Annotated in this window: 24 protein-coding genes and 2 pseudogenes; 12 read left to right on the top strand and 14 right to left on the bottom strand. The window is 44.9% G+C overall.

Going from position 1 to position 20,933, the window contains the following annotated elements; genetic code table 11:
* Positions 1 to 4: 4 nt before the first annotated feature.
* The 3 genes from GO003_RS02575 to GO003_RS02565 all read right to left on the bottom strand — a co-directional run bounded on the left by GO003_RS02575 (position 5) and on the right by GO003_RS02565 (position 1,921).
* Entirely contained in the window at positions 5 to 760 is a 756-nt protein-coding gene (locus GO003_RS02575) for a PilW family protein (RefSeq protein ID WP_159655346.1), read from the bottom strand.
* Positions 761 to 878: 118 nt separating this feature from the next.
* Complete coding sequence (gene pilV / locus GO003_RS02570) at positions 879 to 1,325, bottom strand: type IV pilus modification protein PilV (protein ID WP_159655296.1); 447 nt, start codon at positions 1,323 to 1,325, stop codon at positions 879 to 881.
* Between the two features lie 2 nt (positions 1,326 to 1,327).
* Positions 1,328 to 1,921: a GspH/FimT family pseudopilin gene (locus tag GO003_RS02565; protein WP_159655344.1), complete on the bottom strand. Its 594-nt coding sequence runs from the start codon at positions 1,919 to 1,921 to the stop codon at positions 1,328 to 1,330.
* Positions 1,922 to 2,418: 497 nt separating this feature from the next.
* On the opposite strand from GO003_RS02565, the gene GO003_RS02560 reads away from it, so the two are divergent.
* Entirely contained in the window at positions 2,419 to 2,817 is a 399-nt protein-coding gene (locus GO003_RS02560; protein ID WP_159655294.1) for a hypothetical protein, read from the top strand.
* Between the two features lie 159 nt (positions 2,818 to 2,976).
* Here GO003_RS02560 and GO003_RS02555 read toward each other — a convergent pair whose 3' ends face one another.
* From GO003_RS02555 to GO003_RS02545, 3 genes are all read right to left on the bottom strand, one after another.
* The gene (locus tag GO003_RS02555; RefSeq protein WP_159655292.1) at positions 2,977 to 3,507 is read right to left on the bottom strand and encodes a hypothetical protein; all 531 of its coding nucleotides are present in this window, start codon (positions 3,505 to 3,507) and stop codon (positions 2,977 to 2,979) included.
* 44 nt (positions 3,508 to 3,551) lie between these two features.
* Positions 3,552 to 3,833: a hypothetical protein gene (locus tag GO003_RS02550; protein ID WP_159655290.1), complete on the bottom strand. Its 282-nt coding sequence runs from the start codon at positions 3,831 to 3,833 to the stop codon at positions 3,552 to 3,554.
* Positions 3,834 to 4,180: 347 nt separating this feature from the next.
* Positions 4,181 to 4,543: a PilZ domain-containing protein gene (locus tag GO003_RS02545; protein WP_159655288.1), complete on the bottom strand. Its 363-nt coding sequence runs from the start codon at positions 4,541 to 4,543 to the stop codon at positions 4,181 to 4,183.
* 293 nt (positions 4,544 to 4,836) lie between these two features.
* Between GO003_RS02545 and GO003_RS02540 the strand changes: the two genes are divergently transcribed.
* The 3 genes from GO003_RS02540 to efpL all read left to right on the top strand — a co-directional run bounded on the left by GO003_RS02540 (position 4,837) and on the right by efpL (position 6,536).
* Positions 4,837 to 5,103, top strand: coding sequence for a hypothetical protein (locus GO003_RS02540; protein WP_159655286.1), 267 nt, complete (start codon positions 4,837 to 4,839; stop codon positions 5,101 to 5,103).
* Between the two features lies 1 nt (position 5,104).
* Positions 5,105 to 5,641, top strand: coding sequence for a glutathione peroxidase (locus tag GO003_RS02535; protein ID WP_159655284.1), 537 nt, complete (start codon positions 5,105 to 5,107; stop codon positions 5,639 to 5,641).
* Between the two features lie 328 nt (positions 5,642 to 5,969).
* Positions 5,970 to 6,536: an elongation factor P-like protein EfpL gene (gene efpL, locus GO003_RS02530; RefSeq protein ID WP_159655282.1), complete on the top strand. Its 567-nt coding sequence runs from the start codon at positions 5,970 to 5,972 to the stop codon at positions 6,534 to 6,536.
* 86 nt (positions 6,537 to 6,622) lie between these two features.
* Here the strand turns inward: efpL and amrS are convergent, their stop codons facing one another.
* A complete protein-coding gene (gene amrS / locus GO003_RS02525; RefSeq protein ID WP_159655280.1) occupies positions 6,623 to 7,711 on the bottom strand; it encodes an AmmeMemoRadiSam system radical SAM enzyme in 1,089 nt (362 codons plus the stop codon).
* Positions 7,712 to 7,843: 132 nt separating this feature from the next.
* Here amrS and amrB point away from each other — a divergent pair, with 132 nt between their 5' ends.
* Both amrB and amrA read left to right on the top strand, forming a co-directional pair.
* Positions 7,844 to 8,623: an AmmeMemoRadiSam system protein B gene (gene amrB / locus GO003_RS02520; protein WP_159655342.1), complete on the top strand. Its 780-nt coding sequence runs from the start codon at positions 7,844 to 7,846 to the stop codon at positions 8,621 to 8,623.
* Positions 8,610 to 9,179 (top strand): AmmeMemoRadiSam system protein A, encoded by a 570-nt coding sequence (gene amrA / locus GO003_RS02515; protein WP_159655278.1) that lies wholly within the window; start codon positions 8,610 to 8,612, stop codon positions 9,177 to 9,179. Before amrB ends, amrA begins: the two co-directional genes overlap by 14 nt.
* 67 nt (positions 9,180 to 9,246) lie before the next feature.
* Here the strand turns inward: amrA and GO003_RS02510 are convergent, their stop codons facing one another.
* The 4 genes and pseudogenes from GO003_RS02510 to GO003_RS02495 form a co-directional block, all read right to left on the bottom strand.
* Positions 9,247 to 9,465, bottom strand: coding sequence for a Nif11-like leader peptide family natural product precursor (locus tag GO003_RS02510; RefSeq protein WP_159655276.1), 219 nt, complete (start codon positions 9,463 to 9,465; stop codon positions 9,247 to 9,249).
* 366 nt (positions 9,466 to 9,831) lie between these two features.
* Positions 9,832 to 10,272: pseudogene (locus GO003_RS02505) on the bottom strand (AAA family ATPase); the annotation flags it as partial.
* Positions 10,273 to 10,308: 36 nt separating this feature from the next.
* Positions 10,309 to 11,867, bottom strand: a protein-coding gene (locus GO003_RS02500; RefSeq protein WP_231088785.1) for an IS3 family transposase whose coding sequence is annotated in 2 segments (ribosomal slippage) — positions 10,309 to 11,405 and positions 11,405 to 11,867 — 1,560 coding nt in all. Because the reading frame shifts where the segments join, the coding sequence is not laid out codon by codon here.
* Between the two features lie 49 nt (positions 11,868 to 11,916).
* Positions 11,917 to 13,203, bottom strand: a pseudogene (locus GO003_RS02495) (AAA family ATPase); the annotation flags it as partial.
* A 252-nt stretch (positions 13,204 to 13,455) separates the two neighbouring features.
* On the opposite strand from GO003_RS02495, the gene GO003_RS02490 reads away from it, so the two are divergent.
* The 4 genes from GO003_RS02490 to GO003_RS02475 all read left to right on the top strand — a co-directional run bounded on the left by GO003_RS02490 (position 13,456) and on the right by GO003_RS02475 (position 16,477).
* Positions 13,456 to 13,758: a DUF6156 family protein gene (locus GO003_RS02490; protein ID WP_159657358.1), complete on the top strand. Its 303-nt coding sequence runs from the start codon at positions 13,456 to 13,458 to the stop codon at positions 13,756 to 13,758.
* 57 nt (positions 13,759 to 13,815) lie between these two features.
* Positions 13,816 to 14,274: a GNAT family N-acetyltransferase gene (locus GO003_RS02485; RefSeq protein WP_231088784.1), complete on the top strand. Its 459-nt coding sequence runs from the start codon at positions 13,816 to 13,818 to the stop codon at positions 14,272 to 14,274.
* Positions 14,275 to 14,440: 166 nt separating this feature from the next.
* The gene (locus GO003_RS02480; RefSeq protein WP_159657360.1) at positions 14,441 to 14,878 is read left to right on the top strand and encodes a SoxR reducing system RseC family protein; all 438 of its coding nucleotides are present in this window, start codon (positions 14,441 to 14,443) and stop codon (positions 14,876 to 14,878) included.
* A 687-nt stretch (positions 14,879 to 15,565) separates the two neighbouring features.
* A complete protein-coding gene (locus tag GO003_RS02475; protein ID WP_231088783.1) occupies positions 15,566 to 16,477 on the top strand; it encodes a hypothetical protein in 912 nt (303 codons plus the stop codon).
* An 86-nt stretch (positions 16,478 to 16,563) separates the two neighbouring features.
* Here the strand turns inward: GO003_RS02475 and GO003_RS02470 are convergent, their stop codons facing one another.
* Positions 16,564 to 17,109, bottom strand: a complete 546-nt coding sequence (locus GO003_RS02470; RefSeq protein WP_206444697.1) for a response regulator transcription factor — start codon at positions 17,107 to 17,109, stop codon at positions 16,564 to 16,566.
* Positions 17,066 to 18,508 carry an ATP-binding protein gene (locus tag GO003_RS02465; protein WP_159657364.1) on the bottom strand — a complete coding sequence of 481 codons (1,443 nt, stop codon included), beginning with the start codon at positions 18,506 to 18,508 and terminating at the stop codon, positions 17,066 to 17,068. The genes GO003_RS02470 and GO003_RS02465 overlap by 44 nt, the downstream gene beginning before the upstream one ends.
* On the opposite strand from GO003_RS02465, the gene GO003_RS02460 reads away from it, so the two are divergent.
* Positions 18,507 to 18,716 carry a hypothetical protein gene (locus GO003_RS02460; protein ID WP_159657366.1) on the top strand — a complete coding sequence of 70 codons (210 nt, stop codon included), beginning with the start codon at positions 18,507 to 18,509 and terminating at the stop codon, positions 18,714 to 18,716. The two genes, GO003_RS02465 and GO003_RS02460, sit on opposite strands and share 2 nt — an antisense overlap.
* A gap of 199 nt (positions 18,717 to 18,915) precedes the next feature.
* On the opposite strand, the gene msrA is transcribed toward GO003_RS02460, so the two are convergent.
* Positions 18,916 to 19,548 (bottom strand): peptide-methionine (S)-S-oxide reductase MsrA, encoded by a 633-nt coding sequence (gene msrA / locus GO003_RS02455; protein WP_159657368.1) that lies wholly within the window; start codon positions 19,546 to 19,548, stop codon positions 18,916 to 18,918.
* Between the two features lie 597 nt (positions 19,549 to 20,145).
* Here msrA and GO003_RS02450 point away from each other — a divergent pair.
* Positions 20,146 to 20,850 (top strand): hypothetical protein, encoded by a 705-nt coding sequence (locus GO003_RS02450; RefSeq protein WP_159657370.1) that lies wholly within the window; start codon positions 20,146 to 20,148, stop codon positions 20,848 to 20,850.
* The last annotated feature ends 83 nt before the right edge of the window (positions 20,851 to 20,933 follow it).

Raw genomic sequence — 20,933 nt, 5'->3', positions numbered from 1 at the left:
TCCTTTAAGGTAATCGGTTACGCAAGGCAATGGTACTGGTAAAAACCCGTCTTAATCTGCGGTCGTCAGGATGTGTTCCGTCTCCAGGCTCGACGTCTGTACCATTAAAGGAATAAGGCACCGGTTGGGCGGCTAGGTTGTCTTCTATGGTCCGGGCCAGCAAGCTGATCCTGATGCTGATGACCTGGCTCATATTCGCGATGGTGGCGGCGTCCACATAATAGTTGGGCACCCCATCGGCGTCGGTATCCTCGCCGTATAAGATTTGCATGTTTTCAATGCCCTCGATCAATTCATTGTTTTCGCCATTGGTATCCTGTTGCAACGTGCCATTATTAATTTTATAGGTTATAGACGATGAGGCATGGGTGTAATAGGTGGCGGTCGTGTCAACCGAACCTCCGCATGCCCCGGTAGGTATTTGAACGAACGCACCTTTCAAGGTTATGGTGTCGGTACCGTCATCGATACTGTCACCGCTGGCGGTGTTGTCATTAGTCCCGGCTATGTCAACGTTAGGACTGATCGGGCTGAGGCAGCCCCAATAGCCTGCCATGCGGATGTCACGGGCCAGGAAATCCATCGCAAAACGTCCGTTTTCCTGCAATCGGGACAGGCCTTCCTGCATGCGGTAGGTTTGTTTGGTATTGATGAAGATCTGTAAAATTCCCCCCAGCAAAAATGCGCCAATCAGCAGAGCGATCATGATTTCTATCAGTGTCATACCAGCTTGGCGGGATCTGAGTCTTCGGGTGGGCATGTGTTTAGTAACGTTCATGACGAAAAATTAATTTTTTGAGGTGAATTAACAAAGCTTTGCCTGAACCCGGCATATTGAGCGCCGTTCAGTATCTCCCATTGCTTAAAGCGCTTATCACTCATAACTGAAAGCTCGTCTGAAAATTGGGATTGTTGTTGTTATCCCCATCATGGTCGTCATCCCAGGTGAGGCTAATGGTGTAGACTCCGCTGGTAACTGTTAGTGTGCCCGCGCCGCCAGGTAAGGTGTTGGTGATGACCTGGTTCCATTCAAAAAGATCGTGTTCGGCCATCTCTTCTTTGCTGCAACCGGTTGTGGTCAGGCAGTCGGCTTGTTCCGTTGCATCCTCGGGATCAATGGATGTATAGGTGGCAATGGCCGCGCTATTGGCCCGGATTCTGTCGGCCAGGTCATAAGCGAGTTGTGTGGCCTGACTGCGGTTGAAGGCGCTTTGGTTGTTTTTGAGGCTGGTTGCTTGCAGTCCGGCAAAGCCCAGCAGGCCGGTTGCCAGTACGATGACGGCGATCAGGACTTCGATCAAGGTAAATCCAACGTGTTTTTTCATAGCTAAAAAGGGGATACCGTACAAGACACAATATCTATGTTGCCATCTTTTTCAGGAATACCGTCATCATTGGTATCGGTTCCTATGCGCACTCGGCCTACCGCATTGACGATAATGAGTCTGGATGCGTTAGGACGTGGTATATTGCTGCCGTCCCTGTTATCGCACAGTGCAAAACTACCCATGTTATTGCTGATACCGTTAGGTTCGTAACGGATAAAATTAACAAAATTATTATTGCCTCTTAATGTGTAGTTGTCTGGTAGCGCTTGATAAACCCGGAGAAGAATATCGTCCGATGAGTTGTAAGTGTTTGCAAAACTACCGTCCCGTTTGATGTCTACGAATACTTGCCATCCATTTTCCCAATTAGTGCCGGTTTTTCTGACAACGACCGGATGTCCTCGTTTGATAGCTTCGCTACGCGCAAAATTAAAAGCCGTAATCAATTCATTTGCCTGCGTCGTCAAACGGTTACTGCGGATGGTGTCATTAAAGCTGGGTATCGCCATTGTGGCTATGATGCCGGCTATGGCAATGGTTATCATTAGTTCAATTAAGGTAAAACCTTTACTGAATAGTAATGAATGGCTCATACAGTATTGGTCCGTTCGTAGCGAGGCTCTTTCTGATGTGCGTATCGAGTTCGTGTATTGAGCCATCTAATGGCTTGGTCCGGCCTTACAGCCGAAAATGAGTTTTTCACTTGATATTCCGAAATAAATTGATATGGGCAGTTAATCGGCGCTGTCATGAAGACTAGTATAGTTGCTGCGGTGCGTCTGTGAAATCAAGCCCAGAATTAATTGTATTGGCATACTGCCGAGCCCTGCCGTTAAGTTAAACCGATACACATGTCATTGATAGTCGCCCTCTATGGCTTCCTGGTTTTGGCAATCCATGCCGGAATGACAGTAACGTTTCAAATATGAATTAATTTGTTTTTTTAAGGTGTAATTCTATTTGGGTCTCTTGGCCGCTTTTTTTGGATTGAAAGGTTACAGAAAGCATCATTCGATACGCTCTGTTTCAAAGTGGGAACATGATGCAAATAGCAGTTATTGTATTCTTCGAATCAAACAGAGAGGTGGATATGTCGACTAATTTTCCAAAAAGCTTGTTATCGGTGGGAATCGGCTTGATTCTGATGGTCAAGATGCCAATGGAGTTGCTGCATGCGGTAGTTTGGACAGTTCAGCACGTCTACATGCTTTTTGAATTTATTTTGGATGAGCTGATTGGGCATTTTTTTGATGCAAGCAGGCGTACTACCCAGATTGCAGTCTTTTATTTGATGGTAATCTTGGGGGGCTTGACAGCGATTTGGCTGTTTCACCGGATAGCTAAATGGTGTGCTGCATTTACGGATTGGTGCAGGGAACAAAAACGTCAAATAGCATGGATTTGGGAAACGTCATCAATTCTGAAAAAAACGCAATTGATATCAGGCGTCAGCATGGGCAGTGCGGTATTGGTAATGTTTGCTTTTTGAAGCAAGATTCGTAATTATTTTGGTTGGGTTGCATGCTTTTCGCAACCCAACAATTAACGTTATGTCCTTGAAATTTTGGGTTGGCTATCGCCAACCGCAACCTACGCGGAGCAAACCCTTGTTTTGTTGTTCTGCTTAATAGTTACAAAAATGCCTGAATTAACGGATATTGTCCGTTTCCTGCGGATTATTAGAGGCACTGATCAGTTTTAAGGTATCGGCTGGATATTCATTGCGCTCATCGTTCTTGGGCAATTCATTTAGATCATTGTGCAGCGTGGTCATAAATGATACGAAGAGCTGTTCATTGATTATTTTTTCATGCAAATCATCGGTTTCCCACATTTTATTCAGTAGGTTTTTGGCGTGATGATGGATTGTAAAAATCATTGCTTCAGGAAGTTGTTGATAATGCTCGCGGATTCTATTTTTTAATTGATCCAGAGCCTTCAGGTAATCACGGTAATCCTTGATATCCTGTTTGTGCCTGATTTGGAGTAAAGCCAGTTCCGACTGATTTTGGCTTTTGATCAGATTTAATTCATGATCAAGGATCAGTTGCCTTTTTTTTAGCAGCGCCTCCAGATCTTTTTCAACCAGACGTTTATTTTTTTTGTAGTGCAGACGTTTTTCCAGTATCTGTGTCTGCCAATCCAGATGCTGTTCCAGCAATGCGTACACAAAAGTCATTACTCCCTGAGTCCATCGTTTAATAAACGCCATGGTTTAGCCGTTCACCGGAGACTAATTTCAAATTGAAGTTGCAACAATCCGGCTATATTTTGAGTCCGATGGTTGTTATGCAATGCTTGACGATAGGCTTGATAGTCGGTTTGAGGCAATGCTCTGCGTTTGGCCTGCAAATGGCTGCGTATGGCTTTTGAAAGCTGTAATGCCTGATTTTTATTATTGGCCTTGATAAACCGGTTGCGCAATTGACTATGCCTGTATAGCAATTGTTTTTTGTGATTTTTGTGTAACTGTGTCTGATGGTGCAGCTTGTACGAGTGACTCAATTCAACTCGAGCATATGCAGCAGGGACTGAAATATAATGCCGGGCACTCCGGAACAACGACTGCATTATTAAGGATAAAAAACCCAGAGCGGCCTTAGCGTATACCAAAGTTAAAAAAAACAGACCGCTATTAAGGAAATAATTTGCCCATTGCTTCAGTTCTAGTTTTTGAAAAAAATAACCGGCGATAAAACAGAAAAAAGCAAAAAAAATGGAAAAGGGGAAAAGCCTGAATAACATAGGGTTACTGAACCTGGCAAAGTCATGTGTCAAAGCTTGGGAATTTACCAGAGTGAGCGATAGCGTCAAGGAATCAATTTAATGGTATTGATTTATAGCTTTCACGGTTAAGCGGTTTTAATCAGCAAAGTCATGTCATTCAATTTGATACATTCGAACATAAGGTCATCAATTGACTCTTCAGAATGACCGGTGTAATGAAGTCCGCATTCATCGTCGTTAAATTGATGTTTGAGCGTGCCGTGCACAATAAATGGAGCGCCCGATTCCGGTAAGGTCATTGTGATTTTTACTTTGCCTTCAATATTGGACGCTAATGGTTTACTTAACTTGATTCTTATGCCGCTATAACTGATATCCAGAATATCACCATTTAAAGGCAGTTCCTGATCGTTAGTCCGGGAAAGAATAATGTCAGCACTCAATCCTTTTGGTTTTATGCGTCTATGGCTGCGTCTTTCGGAATGCATGTTTCTCTCTTATTCTCAATTTTATGGAGTAAAACGCGAAAATAGCTTATATAGTCGCAGTTGTTTAAATATGCAAGTAGCTTAGAAAAAAGAATCTATTCACTCTCACCAATTTTCGGGGTGCAGGCGGTTGATTAAAAGGCCTCTGCAACAGGGATGGTTTCACGCGTCCTTTGAAATCAATAACCTGCATCCTCAAATTCAAAGCGGGCGAGTAGTTACGGAAAAAGAAAAAATACTCACCATTGGCCGCTTGAGTCGGTATCTGAACATTACCAAACGGAGAAATAATAATGCAAAAAACCAACAAAACCCCACTCTGGGTGTTTTTGGCCTTCTCAAGTATTGAAACCCGTAAAGGCGCTTTAATTTTAGTTTGGAGCTCTTTGCTTTTTAGTTTGTATTGTGTACCCTGGGTGGAGTGGTTCCACGACGTCGAGTGGGTCAAGGTATTATTTTTGATTGATGACTGGAGCTGGGTCGCCATGATGCTCCCAATGACTTTTTGGTATTGGTTGAGCCTGCGCTGGGTTGATAAACATTTGGGCTGGAGCAACTGAATTGAGCAAGTTAGCGTTGATACTATTGTTGAGTTATTTAAATGGTGCGGTTATGGCGGCAGAATGTCCCGATTTGCTCAAATTTTCAATGCGAAAATTGAGATCCAGCGAAACACTGGATGTCTGTCAGGCTTTTCAAGGAAAGGTGATTTTGGCCGTCAATACAGCCAGTAATTGTGGGTATACCCCTCAATTTAAATCATTGGAAACCATGTACCAAAAATATAAGGATCAAGGTCTGGTGATATTAGGCTTTCCATCAAACGACTTTAATCAAGAGTTTAAGGACGAGGAAAAAACTGCAAATGTCTGTTACATAAATTATGGTGTGACTTTTCCTGTATTTACGGAAAGCCGGGTTAAAGGCAATGAAGCGAATGCTTTGTTCAAGAAATTGGCCCAGTTGACAGGGGCCGCACCGGAATGGAATTTTTATAAGTACCTGATTGACCGCCAGGGTATTAAAGTGGAAGCCTTCGCCTCGTCCGTTGAACCGGAAGCTATGGAAACTAAAATAAAGGTTTTGTTGGAACAGTAGGCGTTGACTGTTGGGTGAATGAGGGTTTGTCGAGAGCGCTTTACTTATATTTGAACAGGATTGCAATTGTCAAAAGCGATGATTACCCGTTTAATAGCTTTTTTAAGGCACTGCTCACGTTAACAGCTGGCGTCGTCCCGGCACGGATTGCTCGGGACCAGAAGCCATGGATGGTGTATCCTTGCGACCTGGATTCTATTACGCGGTCTAACGGCTCCGGCAATCCATGCCGGAATGACGGCGTGAAGTCCCTTCAACTAATAACGCGAACAGTGCCTTTTTTAAGAATAGCGCTTCATGGGCTTAATATTGTGACGAGGAGTTTTGAGTGGCAAAAGCAGGTGATTTAAAGAAAGGTATGGTGGTTGATATCAATGGGGTCCCCCATGTGGTCAAGCAGGTTGAAGTGCGCAGTCCGTCTTCACGAGGGGCATCGACGTTATACAAGGTTCGGTTCAATAATCTCAAAACCGGTCAAAAGCTGGATGAATCCTTAAAAGGGGATGACTATTTCAAAGATGCCGATTTTGTCAGAGTTAAAGTTCAGTTTTCCTATGTCGATAGTGGGAACTACATTTTCATGAATATGGAAGATTACACCCAATACACGCTGAGTGCTGACGATTTGGAAGAGGAAATGGGTTATTTAACCGAGGGATTGGAAGATATTGCTGCCTTGTTGGTCGATGACGAAATTTTAGGCATTGAGTTGCCGGCTGTTGTGGCATTGGAGATTGTCGAAACGGCGCCGGAAATAAAAGGCGCAACAGCAACAGGACGAACCAAACCCGCGAGGCTGGCCACCGGCATCGAGGTGCAGGTACCTGAATATTTAAAAACCGGTGAGTTGATTAAAATCAATACACTGACCGGGAAATTCATGTCTCGTGCATAAATCTGAATTGAGCCGATGACAGGTATTGGTGATATTGACTGAGGTCTGCGGTTACTTATCTTGTTGAAAAAGCTTTTTTTTCCAGATTAACCGCTGATTCGAACTGATTGGCGCCGTGCACCCCATTGGCCGGGTTGCGCATTAAAAACTCCGGCACAATGCGTTCCACAAGTGCGGCAGTGACCAGATTCATCGAGATGCCAGTCCGATAAAATATAGCCATCCCGGCCAATCAGCATGGCGCCGCAGTGATGACAATAAGTGCTTTGCCCGGTTTTGTTGTGGACATTGCCGACATAGGCATAACGAACGCCGTTTTTTATCGCGATATTACGCGCCATTAACAACGTTTCTTTCGGCGTATGCGGGGTATCCCTCATTTTCCAGTCAGGATGAAATGCAGTAAAATGCATGGGGACATCAGGGCCTAAATGTTCAACTACCCATTGGGTCATTGCTTCCAGTTCGGCTTCGGAATCATTTTTACCGGGAATCAGCAAGGTGGTGAGTTCAATCCAGACTGAGGTTTCGTGTTTCAGATATTTCAGCGTATCCAGGACGGCATTCAGATGACTGCCGGTGATCGTGTGATAAAAACTTTCAGAAAACGCTTTTAAGTCGATGTTGGCGGCATCCATCCATTGATAGAATTCCGCGCGAGGTTCGGGGCAGACATAACCCGCCGTCACGGCGACCGATTTAATGCCCAATTCACGGCAAGCCTTGGCGGTATCTATCGCATACTCATGGAAGATAACAGGATCATTGTAGGTATAAGCAACGCTGGCGCAGTTATGAGCAACAGCCGCTTTGGCGATGGCCTCAGGTGAAGCCAGGCTCATCAAGGCATCCATTTCCCTTGATTTGCTGATATCCCAGTTTTGGCAGAATTTGCAGGCAAGGTTGCAACCAGCTGTGCCGAACGACAAAATAGGCGTGCCGGGTAGGAAATGGTTGAGCGGTTTTTTTTCGATAGGGTCAACAGCAAATCCGCTGGATCGCCCGTAACTGGTCATGACAACCTGGTGATTCAGGTTTTGCCGGATAAAACACAGGCCTCGTTGGCCTTCGTGTAATTTGCAGAACCGGGGGCAAAGATCGCATTGAATGCGGCCATCTTCTAAGGTATGCCAGTATTTTGTTGTTACTGTGTCCTGTGTGATAAAAGTAGTCATTGTCTTTACTCCCGGAACCGTTAACTAAAATAAAAGCCTTTGAAGTTAAGTGGAACAACGCAGTCATGTTAGATGGGAAGGGCTTTCCCATCCAATTCTTCTCGGTGAAAGTTATACAGGATTTAGCTTATGATGAACAGAATGCCCGCTGTTGCAGGCGCGTTTTATCCTGCTGATTCGCAGGAACTGCAAACCATGGTTGACGGCTTACTGAATAATGCGAAGGCCGATGAGCCCGTTCCCAAAGCGATCATTGTGCCTCATGCCGGTTATATCTATTCAGGACCGATTGCGGCCAGTGCTTACCGCCTTATTAAATCATCAAGTTCTCGTATTGATAGAGTGGTTTTGTTGGGGCCTTCCCACCGGGTAGCGTTTCAAGGTCTGGCCGCGAGCAGTGCGGTTACTTTCACCACGCCGTTAGGCGGTGTGCCTGTCGATAGCGATGCTGTTCAGTCACTGTTGCAATTTCCTTTTGTGTCCTGCTTTGATCATGCCCATGTCCTGGAACATAGCCTGGAAGTGCATTTGCCATTTTTACAACGCGTCTTGGGTGTCTTTAAACTAGTGCCGCTGGTCGTTGGGGAGGCCTCACCCGGGCAAGTCAGTCAAGTGCTGGACGCCTTATGGGGTGGTGATGAAACACTGATTGTCATCAGTTCCGATCTCAGTCATTACCATGATTACGCCAGCGCCAAGAAACTGGATCAAAACACCAGTCACTTGATTGAGAGTCTGGATTACGAGCATTTGACCTACGATTCTGCTTGCGGCAGGGCTCCCGTGGCTGGATTATTGAAACTGTTGCGGGATAAATCATTAACGATAAAAACCATCGATTTGCGTAATTCCGGTGATACGGCCGGTGATAAACGCCGTGTGGTAGGGTACGGTGCTTATGTTGTTAATTGAAGCTTATCAACAGCGATTGATCAGTGTTGCCAGAGCCTCTATCGCGCATGGGCTTAAAACCGGTCGTGCCCTGCCGGTGATTTTGTCCGAATATCCGCCTGAATTGCAGGTAATGGCCGCAACATTTGTAACCCTGGAGCGTCATCATGAATTACGCGGTTGTATCGGTATGCTGCAAGCCGTCAGGCCTTTGGTTCAGGATGTTGCCGAAAATGCATTTTCAGCAGCCTTCAGAGACCATCGCTTTGCGCCGTTGTCTGAGATGGAACTTGAAGATCTGGAACTCCATATTTCAATACTCAGCGCACCCGAACCGATGGTATTTTCATCCGAACAGGATTTACTCAGCCAGCTCCGGCCCGGTATTGATGGCTTGATCCTTGAAGATAGGCATCATCGCGGAACTTTTTTGCCTTCGGTGTGGGAGAGCTTGTCCAACCCCCGCGATTTCTTAAAGCACCTGAAACAAAAAGCCGGGCTGTCCGCTCATTACTGGTCCGATTCACTCAAAGTTTCTCGCTACACTACGTCAGTCATTCACGCTATTTATCGCTAGCCGGTTAATGGTCTTCGTAGCGAGCGGCTTCCCTCATTAACCTGACGGAGGCCGCTTAAGGCTAAAATTAAACCCTGAGTAGCGCTTTAGCCATTTTTTCAGAGAGTTGCTCTTCGGTGAATTGCGGTTCGTTAGGCGGGTAAAGCCCAACTTCATCTATTTCGTAGCCGTACTCTTTGGCTAGCGTGATTAATTCCTTGATTTTTAAACACGCTTTTAATTTTTCTTTGAGCTCCGGTTCGGTTTTGGCTTTTTCAGAAAAATCTTTAATGATCTTGGTTGACATGAATTACTCCGTGATTAATAAGTACACACAGATAAGCAAAATCGTTACCAAGTCACCTTAATGTGGTTTTTATTATTTAAATCAATTAATTAAAAGCAAGGTCAACAGGATGAAAACTGTCATTTTTCCTCTAAATCGGCTGATATTGTTGTAGTTGCAACAATGTGTTTTAGGGGGTGAAGTTTCAATGTCATGACGGGATCTGAATAAACCTCTGATGTCTCTTTTCATACTGAAAAAACATTCGACTGTGTCAAAGGTGAGGGATGTGTCGATCATGGGGGCTTGGCGGCACTATCCACGCGGCTGAGATTCTCGTCAAACACACACCACACCGTCCAGAAGGTAGACATTTTTTCGATAAGATTAGGTGTAGTTGTTGCTTTCTGCTATTTCCACTATTTCCAGGCCTCGGAACACCGAACAGCGTTTGAATACCTCCAAATTCGGCGTTAACTGTTTCTGTTGACAGAATTTGGCGACCAGTTTAGTCAATCCTTTGATATCGCGTCCGGTCGCGCCGGGAAAAAGATCTGACAGTTCGGCAATCAAATCATCATTTAAGGGTAAAGAAAATTGCGCAGTCATGACCCGCCAGATTTTCCTGCGATCGGCGTTATTGGGGGCGTGATAGCGAATCATCGCAATGCAGCGGGAAATGATGGCTTCGTCGATGTCATCGACCCGGTTTGTCGTGAGAAACAGCAAGCCGTTGAAATATTCCAGAACCCGCAAAAATACGCCGACTACCGCGTTTGAAGCTAAATTGTCATTGCGCCGCTTGATGTAGACATCTGCCTCATCGACGGTAAATGTCAACGTAGTTGTCGCATGAGTTGAAAATTAATGAACGGTAGTGTCGGTATTTTTTACCGCACTATCGCTCGGTTTATCGGGATTTAAACAGACTTCTGCCTGCCATTCCCAGTTTCGGATATTTCGACTCCAGCGCTCCGGTTTTTTGGCCTTAGCGGCCTCATAAACAGCTTGGCGTTGCCTCAGGATCGCCCGGTCTTCACCCGTGTGACGTTGCTCAGGCGTTACAAATTGAATGCCGCTGTGCCGATGCTCATGGTTGTACCAGTCGACAAAGTCGGTTACCCAGTCCCTGGCGGCGGTGACCGAGGCAAACGGTTGGGTCGGATACTGGGCGTCGTATTTTAGGGTTTTGAACAACGACTCGGAATACGGGTTGTCATTACTCACCGCCGGGCGACTCCGCGAGGGTGTGACGCCAAGCTGCTGCAAGGTTGCCAACAGCGTTGCCCCTTTCATCGGGCTGCCGTTGTCGGAATGTAACACCAACTGGTGCGGTGGAATCCCTTCTCGTTGGCAGAGATCCGTGATCAGATCGGCCGCCAGTTCGCTGTTTTCTTGTTCATAAACTTGCCAGCCGACAATCTTGCGACTGAAGATATCCATGAACAGATACAGATAGAAAAACTGGCCTTTGACGAGGCTGGTCAAATAGGTGATATCCCAACTCACCAGTTGTTTCGGTGCCGTCGCGGTGAGGGCTTTCGGCTTACTACGCTCGACCGATGGACGGCAGGCATGACGGTGTTTGACTTGTTTCGCCTCGCGAAAAATGCGGTAAATCGTCGACTCCGACGCATAATATTCACCGCGTTCGGCCAACATCGGCACGATCTGATGCGGTGTTTTGTCTTTGAACTCATCGCTGTTGGCTAGGGCTAATACCTGAGCGCGTTCTTCGTCACTCAAACGATTACAAGGCACGTGTTGACGGCGCGTGCGACCGTCAACCGGCACGGCTTCGGGACGTTGCCAACGTTGTAACGTGCGCAGCGGTAGGCCCATCACCTCGGCAGCTTTGGCTTTACGGGCTCCGTGATCAAACGCTTCGTTAAATAAGGTGAGTAAATGGGTGCGTTCTGCAAGAGGGATCATGGCGCCTTTTCCTCCCAGAACGCGTGGCACTTTTTTTGAAGGATCAACAAAGCGGCGGCTTCTGCCAAGGCTTTCTCCTTGCGTTGCAGGTCTTTCTTCAGTTGTGCAATCTCGTTCTCCAAGGGTTTCAAGGCTTTCCTTGAGACTTGGCTGGGTTCGGTGACCTCAAGAGGTTTAATAAAGTCTTGTTGCCACGTTTGCAGGTGATGGGTAAACAAACCTCGTTCACGGCAGAAGGCGTTGAGTGCTTCACCTTCCAAGCTCGCGCTGACTAGCAAGGCTTCAAACCGTTGTTTCCGAGTCCAGTCTTTAGGACGTTGTTGTTTCATAGTGTTTGTTGTTGATTTGGATCGTGTCTGTTTAAGCCAGCCTTTCAGAGTAAACACACTGATAGTCAATTCATCGGCAATCGATTGAATGCTTTTATCACCGCGTTGCAATACTTTACTCAGGGCTTGCTGTTTAAATTCTTCACTATAACGGGTTTGCATTTTGTACCTCTATAAAATTTTAGAGGCGACAACTATCCTGACACAGAGGGTCGATCAGCATGACTGCACCCCAGCGCTGGGCACGGATCAGAATATCCTTCAGCGTTTTCTCCATCTCAGCAACGTTCAACCCCAATTGTCCGGAATGGACCCGGTACAGGGGGCGTTTGATTATCTCCGAGTACACCTCCGCAGTCAGGGTTTTTCCAACACCAGCTGGTCCTGCGCACAATACAGTGGTGCCTCCGGATTTTCCGGCAACGATATCGTCCATCAGCATGTCCATTTCGGCGGTCAAAATATCGATCAAGTCCGTTTGTTCCTGGGGCAGAATCAGTTTCTGCTTCAGTTCCGGCTGATAGAGATAAGGCTGGATATCGTCGACATGCACCCAAACATGATGATGTAGTTCCAGATGAAACATCAGGATATAGCCGTGAATCGGCAATTCAGTAAACTGTCCAGCAGGGATTTCATCCTTGAAAGCTTCCACAGCTTGTTCTGCTTTGCTGTCATAACGCATGCTTTTACCGGCTTTGCGCAGGTATTTGCCGAGTATGTCGCCTGATGCATCCAGGCTCAAGGCGCGTTCGTTGAGGATGTTTTCATCATTGACCAATCTGCAAGCGCCGCCCGCAGAGGATAAAACCACGGTATTTTTGCGGGTCCAATCGTTATTGCGGTGGCTGGCGGAAGGGTCGTCCGCATAAAGCCCGGTTCCCCAGCCGGAAAATTGCTCGCCGTAACGTGCGCGCCAGTCAAAATAGCGTTCGGCCGCTTCGTCATAACTGGCCATCAATTCCGACGTCTCTTTGAGGTAACCTTTGCTGATGAAAATTTCGGCGATGGTTTTTTCAGTCAGGTCCTTGCTGCGGATGATCAGTGATTCAATGCTTATTTTTCCCTTGCTGTTGGCTTTCAGTTCTATCAGGATACGTCCGGCTTCTTCCTCTCCCGGCGGGGTGTAATCAATGCGGGTTATCAAATAAGCCAAGGTTCTGCCAGACCTCAGGACCTGAAACATCCAGCCTCGAATTGCATCGTCCAGCAAATAACGGGCGATATCCGGTAGCAGCATTTCCAACTGATCCGCGTGATAGCGTGGGCTGTTATTCATCAAGACTTTTTGTAACGTAGACAGGAGTGCAGCCTGTTGATGAAAAGCCCCGCCAGCTTGGTGATAAATCTCAGCCAAACTGGATAATTCAGCAGCGCTGAGTTGATCGAATAACACCTGTACCTTGTTACCGAAGCGTAACTGTTCGTTCAAGTTTGCTAATCGGGGATGGATGGCTAGCAGCAATTCAAGATGATGTTTTTCTATCTGCAGTTTCATAAATGCTTGAGAAGTTTAAATTCCCAATACCGAGCAAAATCGGCGCCATGAGCCGAGCCTTGATCTATTCAGGTAATGCGGGGACCTGCTTAAGGTGAATTGTTGCAAAGCCAACAAGTGAGCGAAGCAAAAGAGCGAATTGTGACATAGTGAAACGATCAGTCTGCGTCCAACATAGAGCCTCAAGCGTTTATTCTTCTAGGCACAAACCTTGCTGAACTACCGGTATTTAATTAATACAACCGGGATAACATGACTATTGAAACAAGCGATTGCCGTTACTTTGTCAGCTACAGCGGCATGAAATTACCTTTGAAATTGGTCAATGAGCTATCTGGTCGCGATCTTGATAACCGTAATACCTTTTTTCGAGGGTATTTCGATGCAAAAGAACGGCTGATCCGCTGTGAGAAAGTGGTTTATGGCGAAGTCGAATTATTGCATTGCTACCGATATCACGAGAATGGCGAACTACAAGAGGCCAAAATTAGCGGTTTGGATGAGGAAATGACGGTGCTGGTTTTTGATCAACAAGGCCTTTCGGTAAGTGGCTGACCTGATTTTAGCGAAATGTGAAGACTGACCCCAAGCGTTTAACTTAAAGGCGAAATAATGAGTTCAAACATTGACATAACACCGGCATTAGCCAGTGATGTTCCTGCGCTTTGCGGCTTGTTGGAGATTTTGTTTTTGCAGGAGGAAGAGTTCATGCCGGATCGGAATGCGCAACAACGAGGTTTACGCTTGATCATCGACAATCCTGAATCCGGATTGATATTTGTGGCCCGATCGCGCCAGAGGGTTGTGGGTATGGTCAGTTTGCTGTTTACCGTGTCGACCGCTCTGGGTAATCGGGTTGGACTGCTCGAGGATATGATTGTTGTACCTGATCATCGTGGCCAAAGTATCGGTTCGCAGTTGTTGATGCGGGTCATTGAAACCGCAAGACAAAAAGGATGTAAGCGCATTACTTTATTAACAGATCAGGATTGTCTTGCAGCCCATAATTTTTATCAAAGCCATGGCTTTGCAAAGTCACCCATGATCCCGTTACGCATTTTTCTGAATTAGCTTAAAACCAAAAAAGATGACCGTTCTGATTACAAGGTGGCATTGTAACAACTCGCGCGCTTTGAATTGAGGGTTCTCTCGTCAACTTGCAGGACGGAATTTTTCAGCATTTCTTAAAGTGAGGGTAGAATATGGCATTAACGAATAATAGCCTTGGGTATTCGCAATGATAGAAGAAATAGCTGTAGTTGCAAAAGTCGAAAATCATCAAGTCTGGGTTGAGAGTAAGCCTGCATCCGGGTGTGGCGGCTGTAAGCAAAATGGGTCTTGTTCAACGTCGGTACTCAGTAAGATGATCCGTAAAAGATCTGTCGAGGTCGATAGCGATATTGATTTAAGAGCGGGTGATGAGGTGGTGATCGGCATTCAGGAAAGTGTCTTAATTCGAGCGTCCATGCTTTTGTACCTGACGCCTCTGGTGGTCATGGTATTGGTGGGGATGAGTGTGCAGGAATTACTTCCGCCCGAATATGACAAAGCGGATTTAACTGTGGCGGGTATGTCGTTGCTGAGTTTGGGTTTGACGCTATGGGTAATCAATAAAATGCAGGCCTCTTTCTTTTTCCCTTACTTTTCTCGTCCGGTTGTATTAAAGAAAGTGTAATCGGTGTTGGTCTCATGTGTTTGTTACCTTCAGTCAGACCAGCGATATCGGCAAGAAATAAATCGTAAATTTCCGAGTGCAGGGCTTTGAGTTAGTTGTTTATCCTACTGAATCGATCCAAGCACTTTTTCATTTCAACGGTTTCATATGTTTTTGGGCCGCATCATTTAGACACATTTTTCCAGTTGATCTATCTGCTCATGCCCTCAATTCAAAGCGGGCGAGTAGTTACCCGCTAAAAAGATTAGCAACAGCATTATGGCTCCCAATGACTGCACAGTTTTAAGGCTCCATGGGTGCATGGTTTGCACTGCTTGGGTGCGCGTTTTAACCAGCAGCCAGGTTTAACGGGATGGAAAATTTTTGAAGTTTTGACTTACAGCGGTTGAGAAGATTATGTGCTTGGGATTTCAGGTTTGAAGGCCTGATTATTGCAGACAGTCTATGATTAAGCCTTGTTGAAACTTGACTGATCCGCATTGCATTCTGAGTTTAAATCACCGTCACTTGAATAAAAATAGCTTTTAGTAATAAAAAACAATAACTTGTCTGTTGTAGTTTGGGTGAGGCAACTTTGGTTGTCAGAGGTGCAGTTTAAATAATGCACTTCCATGGAACTTGCGGCCGGTTAATGGGTATTTATGATCAAGAGTTTTAAATAGTTTATTAATTAGTTGGAAAAAACATATGAATCCATTAAAAGCGCAATTGAAAGATCTGGACAGTCCGATCAAAGTTCTGTTTTCCGGTTATCTTCTAACCGTTGGCATAGGTTATCTTTTTGCATTGATCCAGATTCTTTTTACGCATGGCATGGCTGACGGTAAATTCGGATTGTCGATTGACGATATTGTTTACAGTTATTACGGCAACCGGTCGGGCACCGTGCTGGAAACGAAACTGAATGGTTCCATGAAGCCTTATGCTTCTGAAGAAGAGCGATTCACCATTATTCAATGGACACGTGATGGTGCAGAGGAAGATGAGTACGAATCCAGCGGTGTGAAAAAAATTATCGAGGAACGCTGCGTGATGTGTCATAACGCCGATTCAGGGAGTGTTCCAAATTATAACGATTTCAAACAGTTGAAATCCCGGGCGGAGCAGGATGAAGGCGCGACTTTCTCATCATTGACTCGTGTGTCACATATCCATTTGTTCGGTATCAGTTTTATATTTATGTTTGTGGGGCTGATTTTCAGCTTTTCTGAAACAGCGCCGAATAGAATTAAAAATATCGCGATAGGAATGCCTTATGCGTTTTTGATTGCCGATATTTTGTCGTGGTGGTTGACCAAGCTGGATCCGATGTTTGCGTGGCTGGTCATTATTGCAGGAACCGGTATGGGTGCTTCTTTCGCCTTCATGTGGTTTGTATCGCTCTCGGAAATGTGGGCTTACAATTACGTTTATGTGGAAGGTTTAGCCATACAGGCAGAGAAACTCAGGTTGTTTTCGGTTAAAAAACTGGAATTGGATGAGCAAACAAAATTGAGTGGAGTTGTTTGTCATCTGGTTAAAAAAGTGACCGGATTTGTTAAGGGTACGTTGTTATATCCTGCATGGTCCTGGGTTAAGTCCAAGACAGGCAAAAGCTAAATAGAACCTTTAATAAATCAAAATAGTTTTTCAATTCTCAAGGTGCAGGGACGCACCGTCATCTTATAACTCTGTCAGTGATATTCTTATTCCCTGACGGGCCTTTTTTCGAGTTTTCTCTGCAAAGTTCTACGGTGCATATTCAGTGCGCGAGCGGCGGCCGAAATGTTTCCGTCGTGTTGCATCAGTACTTTTTGCAGATGCTCCCACTCCAAACGTTTAACCGATAATGGATTTTCGTTAATGCTGACAGAGGTATCGCCCTCATTTTTGTTGAGAGCGTTAACAATTTCATCGGCATTAGCGGGTTTGGTCAAATAGTGGATAGCTCCCAGCTTGATCGCTTCTACCGCAGTGGCTATGCTGGCAAAGCCAGTCAACATCACGATTTGTGTGTTGCCGTCTAACGAAATGAGTTTTTTTACCAATTCCAAGCCTGACTGATAGCCGATACGCAGGTCAATAACTGCATATTCGGGTTCGCTGATCTCGGCCATTTTGATGCCATTTTCTACATCATTGGCAACGATGACTTCGTAATTACGCTTTTCCAATGCATTTTTAAGTACATTGCAAAACGTTTCATCATCATCTACCAATAAAAGACGCGGTTTCTCCAATTCCTGATTCATAGTGATCATCTCTCATAGCAAGCAATGGCAGCACTATTTCTACGCTGGCGCCGCCGGCTTCCAAATTTAAAAAATCAATCTTGCCGCCAATACGGCTGATTGTGCTGCAGGTTAGGAAAAGTCCTACACCCATACCGTGTTTACTGCTGGTAACTGGTTGTTTTCTGGCAAGTTCCAGGATGTTGTCAGGAACGCCCGCGCCAAAGTCTCGAATTTTGATGTAGACATGTTCCAGATCCCAGGAAACATGGAGCTCAATCCCAAGATCCGTTTCGGTAGCTTCTGCAGCATTATTGAGAATATTGATCAACGAGTGGGTCAACGTGCGTTCTGCAATAATTCTGGCATTCGAGGGTACGCAGGGATTGACGAATAATCTGAGCTTGATTTCAGGCTTGTGCGCGCGCCATTGTCTTATGACTTCGTCAATGTATTCTTCAATCAGCATGATTTGTCCGGACTCTGCGCGCATTTCTCCAGCACTTGCCGACATCACAGACAGTGCTTCTTTGCATCGGTTAACTTGTTGCTGCATTATCAGTGTCTTTTGATGGAGGTCAGGAAATCGGTGTATAGGGTATTCGTTTTCTAATTCATGTGCGACTATTGCAATAGTTCCCAGCGGCGTACTGATGTCATGGGCGGCGCTAGCGGCCAATGTGCCCAATGATACTACGCGCTCATCTCGTAATGCGTTTTCCCGGGCTTCAGCCAGCGTCCGTTCTTGAGCTCTTAGTGTCCTTGCAAGTTCAACAACAAAAAAAGCGACCAGACCGGCACTAAATACGAAACCGAACCACATGCCAAAAATATGCAGATTAAAATAATGATGGTCTTTTAGTTCATGGGCATTGCGAAGTATTTGATAATGCTCTTTAGCCGAATGCTGCATATCGGCCTGGTAAATTTCCAGTGCGGCTATATCAGGCTCTATCGAAGGCATATGTGGCTCGATAGAGGGTAGTGGTATGTTGTAAGCAATCAGGATGGTATACATTGAGGTCGTTAAAATGACCATGTACCAGGCATAATTATGAGGCAACATGATAGCCGTGATGATTAACGGCATCAAAAAGACCCAAATGATAGGGTTTGATGCCCCGCCTGTCAGATAAAGGAGCGAAGCGATGCCTAAAACATCAATAACAAGTTGTGAAAATATTTCGAGTTCGGTGACAGGGTCATCTGTCTTGAGACGCATCCAGGTATATAAATTGACGGTCCCTATCGATAAAATCACAAGCCAAAGCTGCTCATGTGGCAATCTTATATTTAACCCGTGAACTGAAATAATGATAAGTAAAGCTTCGCCGGTCATCATCAGATTTCTGAGAATGAATAGCCATTTCAGGTTTTGGCGAGCTGATATTTCGGATTTAGGCAATACTTGAGAAAACATGTTTTTTGGCCTGACGCTTAAACGGGTTAAATATTTTAGAGGTATCGTACTTCAACTCGGTAAATCAGTAATGAATTTTATGGTGTTTGAATATTTTCTCGGCCTATATACTGGCTCTGGATATTTTGGCGTTGAGGAATTGAGCATTGTAAAACCTCTTATGCCAAGTAACATCGGTGCAGTTTGCCTGTTTAAACAGCCAGGATAATCCGTTGATATTGAGACTGCGACAATATGTCACATTTTTTATTGCAAATAGTGTTGCTATTATTAATCTAACTTTTAAGGGAACCAATTTGACCCCTCAGCTAAAAGTTGCGTTATATCCTTCCTAATATCCTTATAAGCGGTTTTTTTTAAACCGCTTTTTTTTGTCTGAAATTTACCAATTGATTATCTTTTTATCATTAAAAACAAACGCCTGCGCCTCTTAAACCACAATATCCATCCGGGTTTTTATGAAGGTATTGCTGGTGATATGTTTCAGCATAATAAAATATATCAACAGGTTCTATTTCAGTGGTAATAAGGGGTAATCCGCTTTGAGTTAATCGGGTTTGATAATGTTCTTTTGACGCTAGTGCAATATTGAACTGAGTATCTGCATAAGTATAAATACAGGATCTATACTGAGTGCCTGTGTCATTTCCCTGCCGCATTCCCTGAGTAGGATTATGAGATTCCCAGAAGATTTTAAGCAAGCTTTCAAAGCTGATGTCGTCAGAAGAATAGACCACAAGAACTACCTCGCTATGCCCTGTTAGACCGCTGCACACTTCTTCGTAAGTAGGGTTTTTGGTATTGCCACCGGAATAGCCCACTGCAGTGCTGAATACGCCAGGGGTTTGCCAGAATTTTCTCTCTGCTCCCCAGAAACAGCCCATGCCAAATAGTACGGTTTGCATGTTTTGTGGAAAAGGCGGCGCAATCGGATTTCCATTAACGCAGTGCTTATTGATGATGGTCAGCGCTTGGTCGCGTCCCGGCAATGAGTCAGAAGGTGATGGTTTTGAAAGCTTTTGGTTTAAAAATGAAAACATGGGTAATTCCTCGCTGAATAGGGGGGGCAAAGGTTTCGATTTAGGGTGGGGTTATCAGTCACTTTGTGACACCTGTTCTTTTCTATCGTTCATGCATGTCCTGAGGGAGCGAATGCTTAAGTTATGAATACGGTAGGCTTTTTATAATTCTTTTTTTATGCAGCGGTGGGTATTTTGATTCAAATTTTTGAATCCATATCATTTTTTTATAAAAAGTCAATGCTGCAGTCAGCTGGGAGAAGACGTAAGTCAGTAGGAATGATCGTGAAGTGACTCATTTTATTGCGCGATTTGCCTCATTCTTAATCTAAAACAGAGGTGAAAATCGTTGGTTTATGTTGCTGATCCCTTGGTTTATCTGACTTTAGCCGATAACGATCAAGGCAAAATGATAATAACGCATCAATAATCGTGCCAATGGCTGTGGCATATCGTCACGCGTCAATATGCCACATTTGCATAACCAGCCGCGGATACTACACTATTTGAAACTCTTGATTGACGCCGCTTTGTCAGACATCCGAGAGTTGATAGCCTTCCTCATTACATGCGGTTGATTAATTTAGCTGCATTCTTTTTTTAAGACAGAGGGTACCCATGAAAAGAAATTACCAAATTGAAGATTCTATACCTCTAGTCCAGGAAGAATTGATCGCGCGCACTGCTTATCATGAGGCAGGCCACGCAGCTGCCATTCATTTGAGCAATCGTCTAAAAAATCTACCACCGGTATTTTTTCAAATCACTATGGGTAATTTATGCTCAGCGGAAGGGGCAAGCCATCACGTAATGGAACGGTCAAAATCGAACTGGCTGGCAACGGTTGAAGGCGGGCATTTAATAGGCAGTTTGCCGGTATCGGTTTTAGAAAGCAGTCGTTATTTTTCCGATCATCAGCTTCACGCTTATCAAGTCGCTTATGAGGCGGACATTATCAACATATTGGCGGGGCCTTTGGCTGAAGCCAAGCATGTCGCTCAATTGGATGATGAATGCTTTAATGCAAGATTGATCAATGTGGAAGCCCTTAAGTATTACGGTGGTTCATCGGATCTTGAGCGTGTGACGGAATATTTGGAGGGTTTTATCGGTGACAAGGATAAACGCCAAGAAAAGCTCAATAGTCTGTTTTTAGAAGCATTTAAGTTTGTTGATCACCCTTATCATTGGTATGCAATCAGTCAGTTGGCCGATCACATTTTGGAAAATGATAAGTCATTGATAAGCTGTGAAGATGCAATCGATGTTTTAGATGAAGCAATGATTAAGATTCAGACTTTGTATTTTCGTCAAATACCATAAGGCTTGTTGATACCCAATAATTTCAGTGTAAATTGCGCGCCTTAAAAAAACTGGCAAGCATAGCTTGATGGTTAGCTTGACGT

Source organism: Methylicorpusculum oleiharenae (genome assembly GCF_009828925.2).
Taxonomy (GTDB): domain Bacteria; phylum Pseudomonadota; class Gammaproteobacteria; order Methylococcales; family Methylomonadaceae; genus Methylicorpusculum; species Methylicorpusculum oleiharenae.
This window is presented reverse-complemented; position numbering and strand designations above follow the sequence as displayed.

Coding starts and splice junctions, on each gene's coding strand:
- GO003_RS02490 (WP_159657358.1), top strand. CDS start 13,456: ATGACTATTGAAACAAGCGATTGCCGTTACTTTGTCAGCTACAGCGGC.
- amrB (WP_159655342.1), top strand. CDS start 7,844: ATGAACAGAATGCCCGCTGTTGCAGGCGCGTTTTATCCTGCTGATTCG.
- GO003_RS02465 (WP_159657364.1), bottom strand. CDS start 18,508: ATGTTTTCTCAAGTATTGCCTAAATCCGAAATATCAGCTCGCCAAAAC.
- GO003_RS02510 (WP_159655276.1), bottom strand. CDS start 9,465: ATGTCAACCAAGATCATTAAAGATTTTTCTGAAAAAGCCAAAACCGAA.
- GO003_RS02485 (WP_231088784.1), top strand. CDS start 13,816: ATGAGTTCAAACATTGACATAACACCGGCATTAGCCAGTGATGTTCCT.
- amrA (WP_159655278.1), top strand. CDS start 8,610: ATGTTGTTAATTGAAGCTTATCAACAGCGATTGATCAGTGTTGCCAGA.
- GO003_RS02460 (WP_159657366.1), top strand. CDS start 18,507: ATGTTTTTTGGCCTGACGCTTAAACGGGTTAAATATTTTAGAGGTATC.
- GO003_RS02470 (WP_206444697.1), bottom strand. CDS start 17,109: ATGAATCAGGAATTGGAGAAACCGCGTCTTTTATTGGTAGATGATGAT.
- GO003_RS02450 (WP_159657370.1), top strand. CDS start 20,146: ATGAAAAGAAATTACCAAATTGAAGATTCTATACCTCTAGTCCAGGAA.
- GO003_RS02560 (WP_159655294.1), top strand. CDS start 2,419: ATGTCGACTAATTTTCCAAAAAGCTTGTTATCGGTGGGAATCGGCTTG.
- GO003_RS02480 (WP_159657360.1), top strand. CDS start 14,441: ATGATAGAAGAAATAGCTGTAGTTGCAAAAGTCGAAAATCATCAAGTC.
- pilV (WP_159655296.1), bottom strand. CDS start 1,325: ATGAAAAAACACGTTGGATTTACCTTGATCGAAGTCCTGATCGCCGTC.
- msrA (WP_159657368.1), bottom strand. CDS start 19,548: ATGTTTTCATTTTTAAACCAAAAGCTTTCAAAACCATCACCTTCTGAC.
- GO003_RS02540 (WP_159655286.1), top strand. CDS start 4,837: ATGCAAAAAACCAACAAAACCCCACTCTGGGTGTTTTTGGCCTTCTCA.
- GO003_RS02475 (WP_231088783.1), top strand. CDS start 15,566: ATGAATCCATTAAAAGCGCAATTGAAAGATCTGGACAGTCCGATCAAA.
- GO003_RS02565 (WP_159655344.1), bottom strand. CDS start 1,921: ATGAGCCATTCATTACTATTCAGTAAAGGTTTTACCTTAATTGAACTA.
- GO003_RS02555 (WP_159655292.1), bottom strand. CDS start 3,507: ATGACTTTTGTGTACGCATTGCTGGAACAGCATCTGGATTGGCAGACA.
- GO003_RS02545 (WP_159655288.1), bottom strand. CDS start 4,543: ATGCATTCCGAAAGACGCAGCCATAGACGCATAAAACCAAAAGGATTG.
- GO003_RS02575 (WP_159655346.1), bottom strand. CDS start 760: ATGCCCACCCGAAGACTCAGATCCCGCCAAGCTGGTATGACACTGATA.
- amrS (WP_159655280.1), bottom strand. CDS start 7,711: ATGACTACTTTTATCACACAGGACACAGTAACAACAAAATACTGGCAT.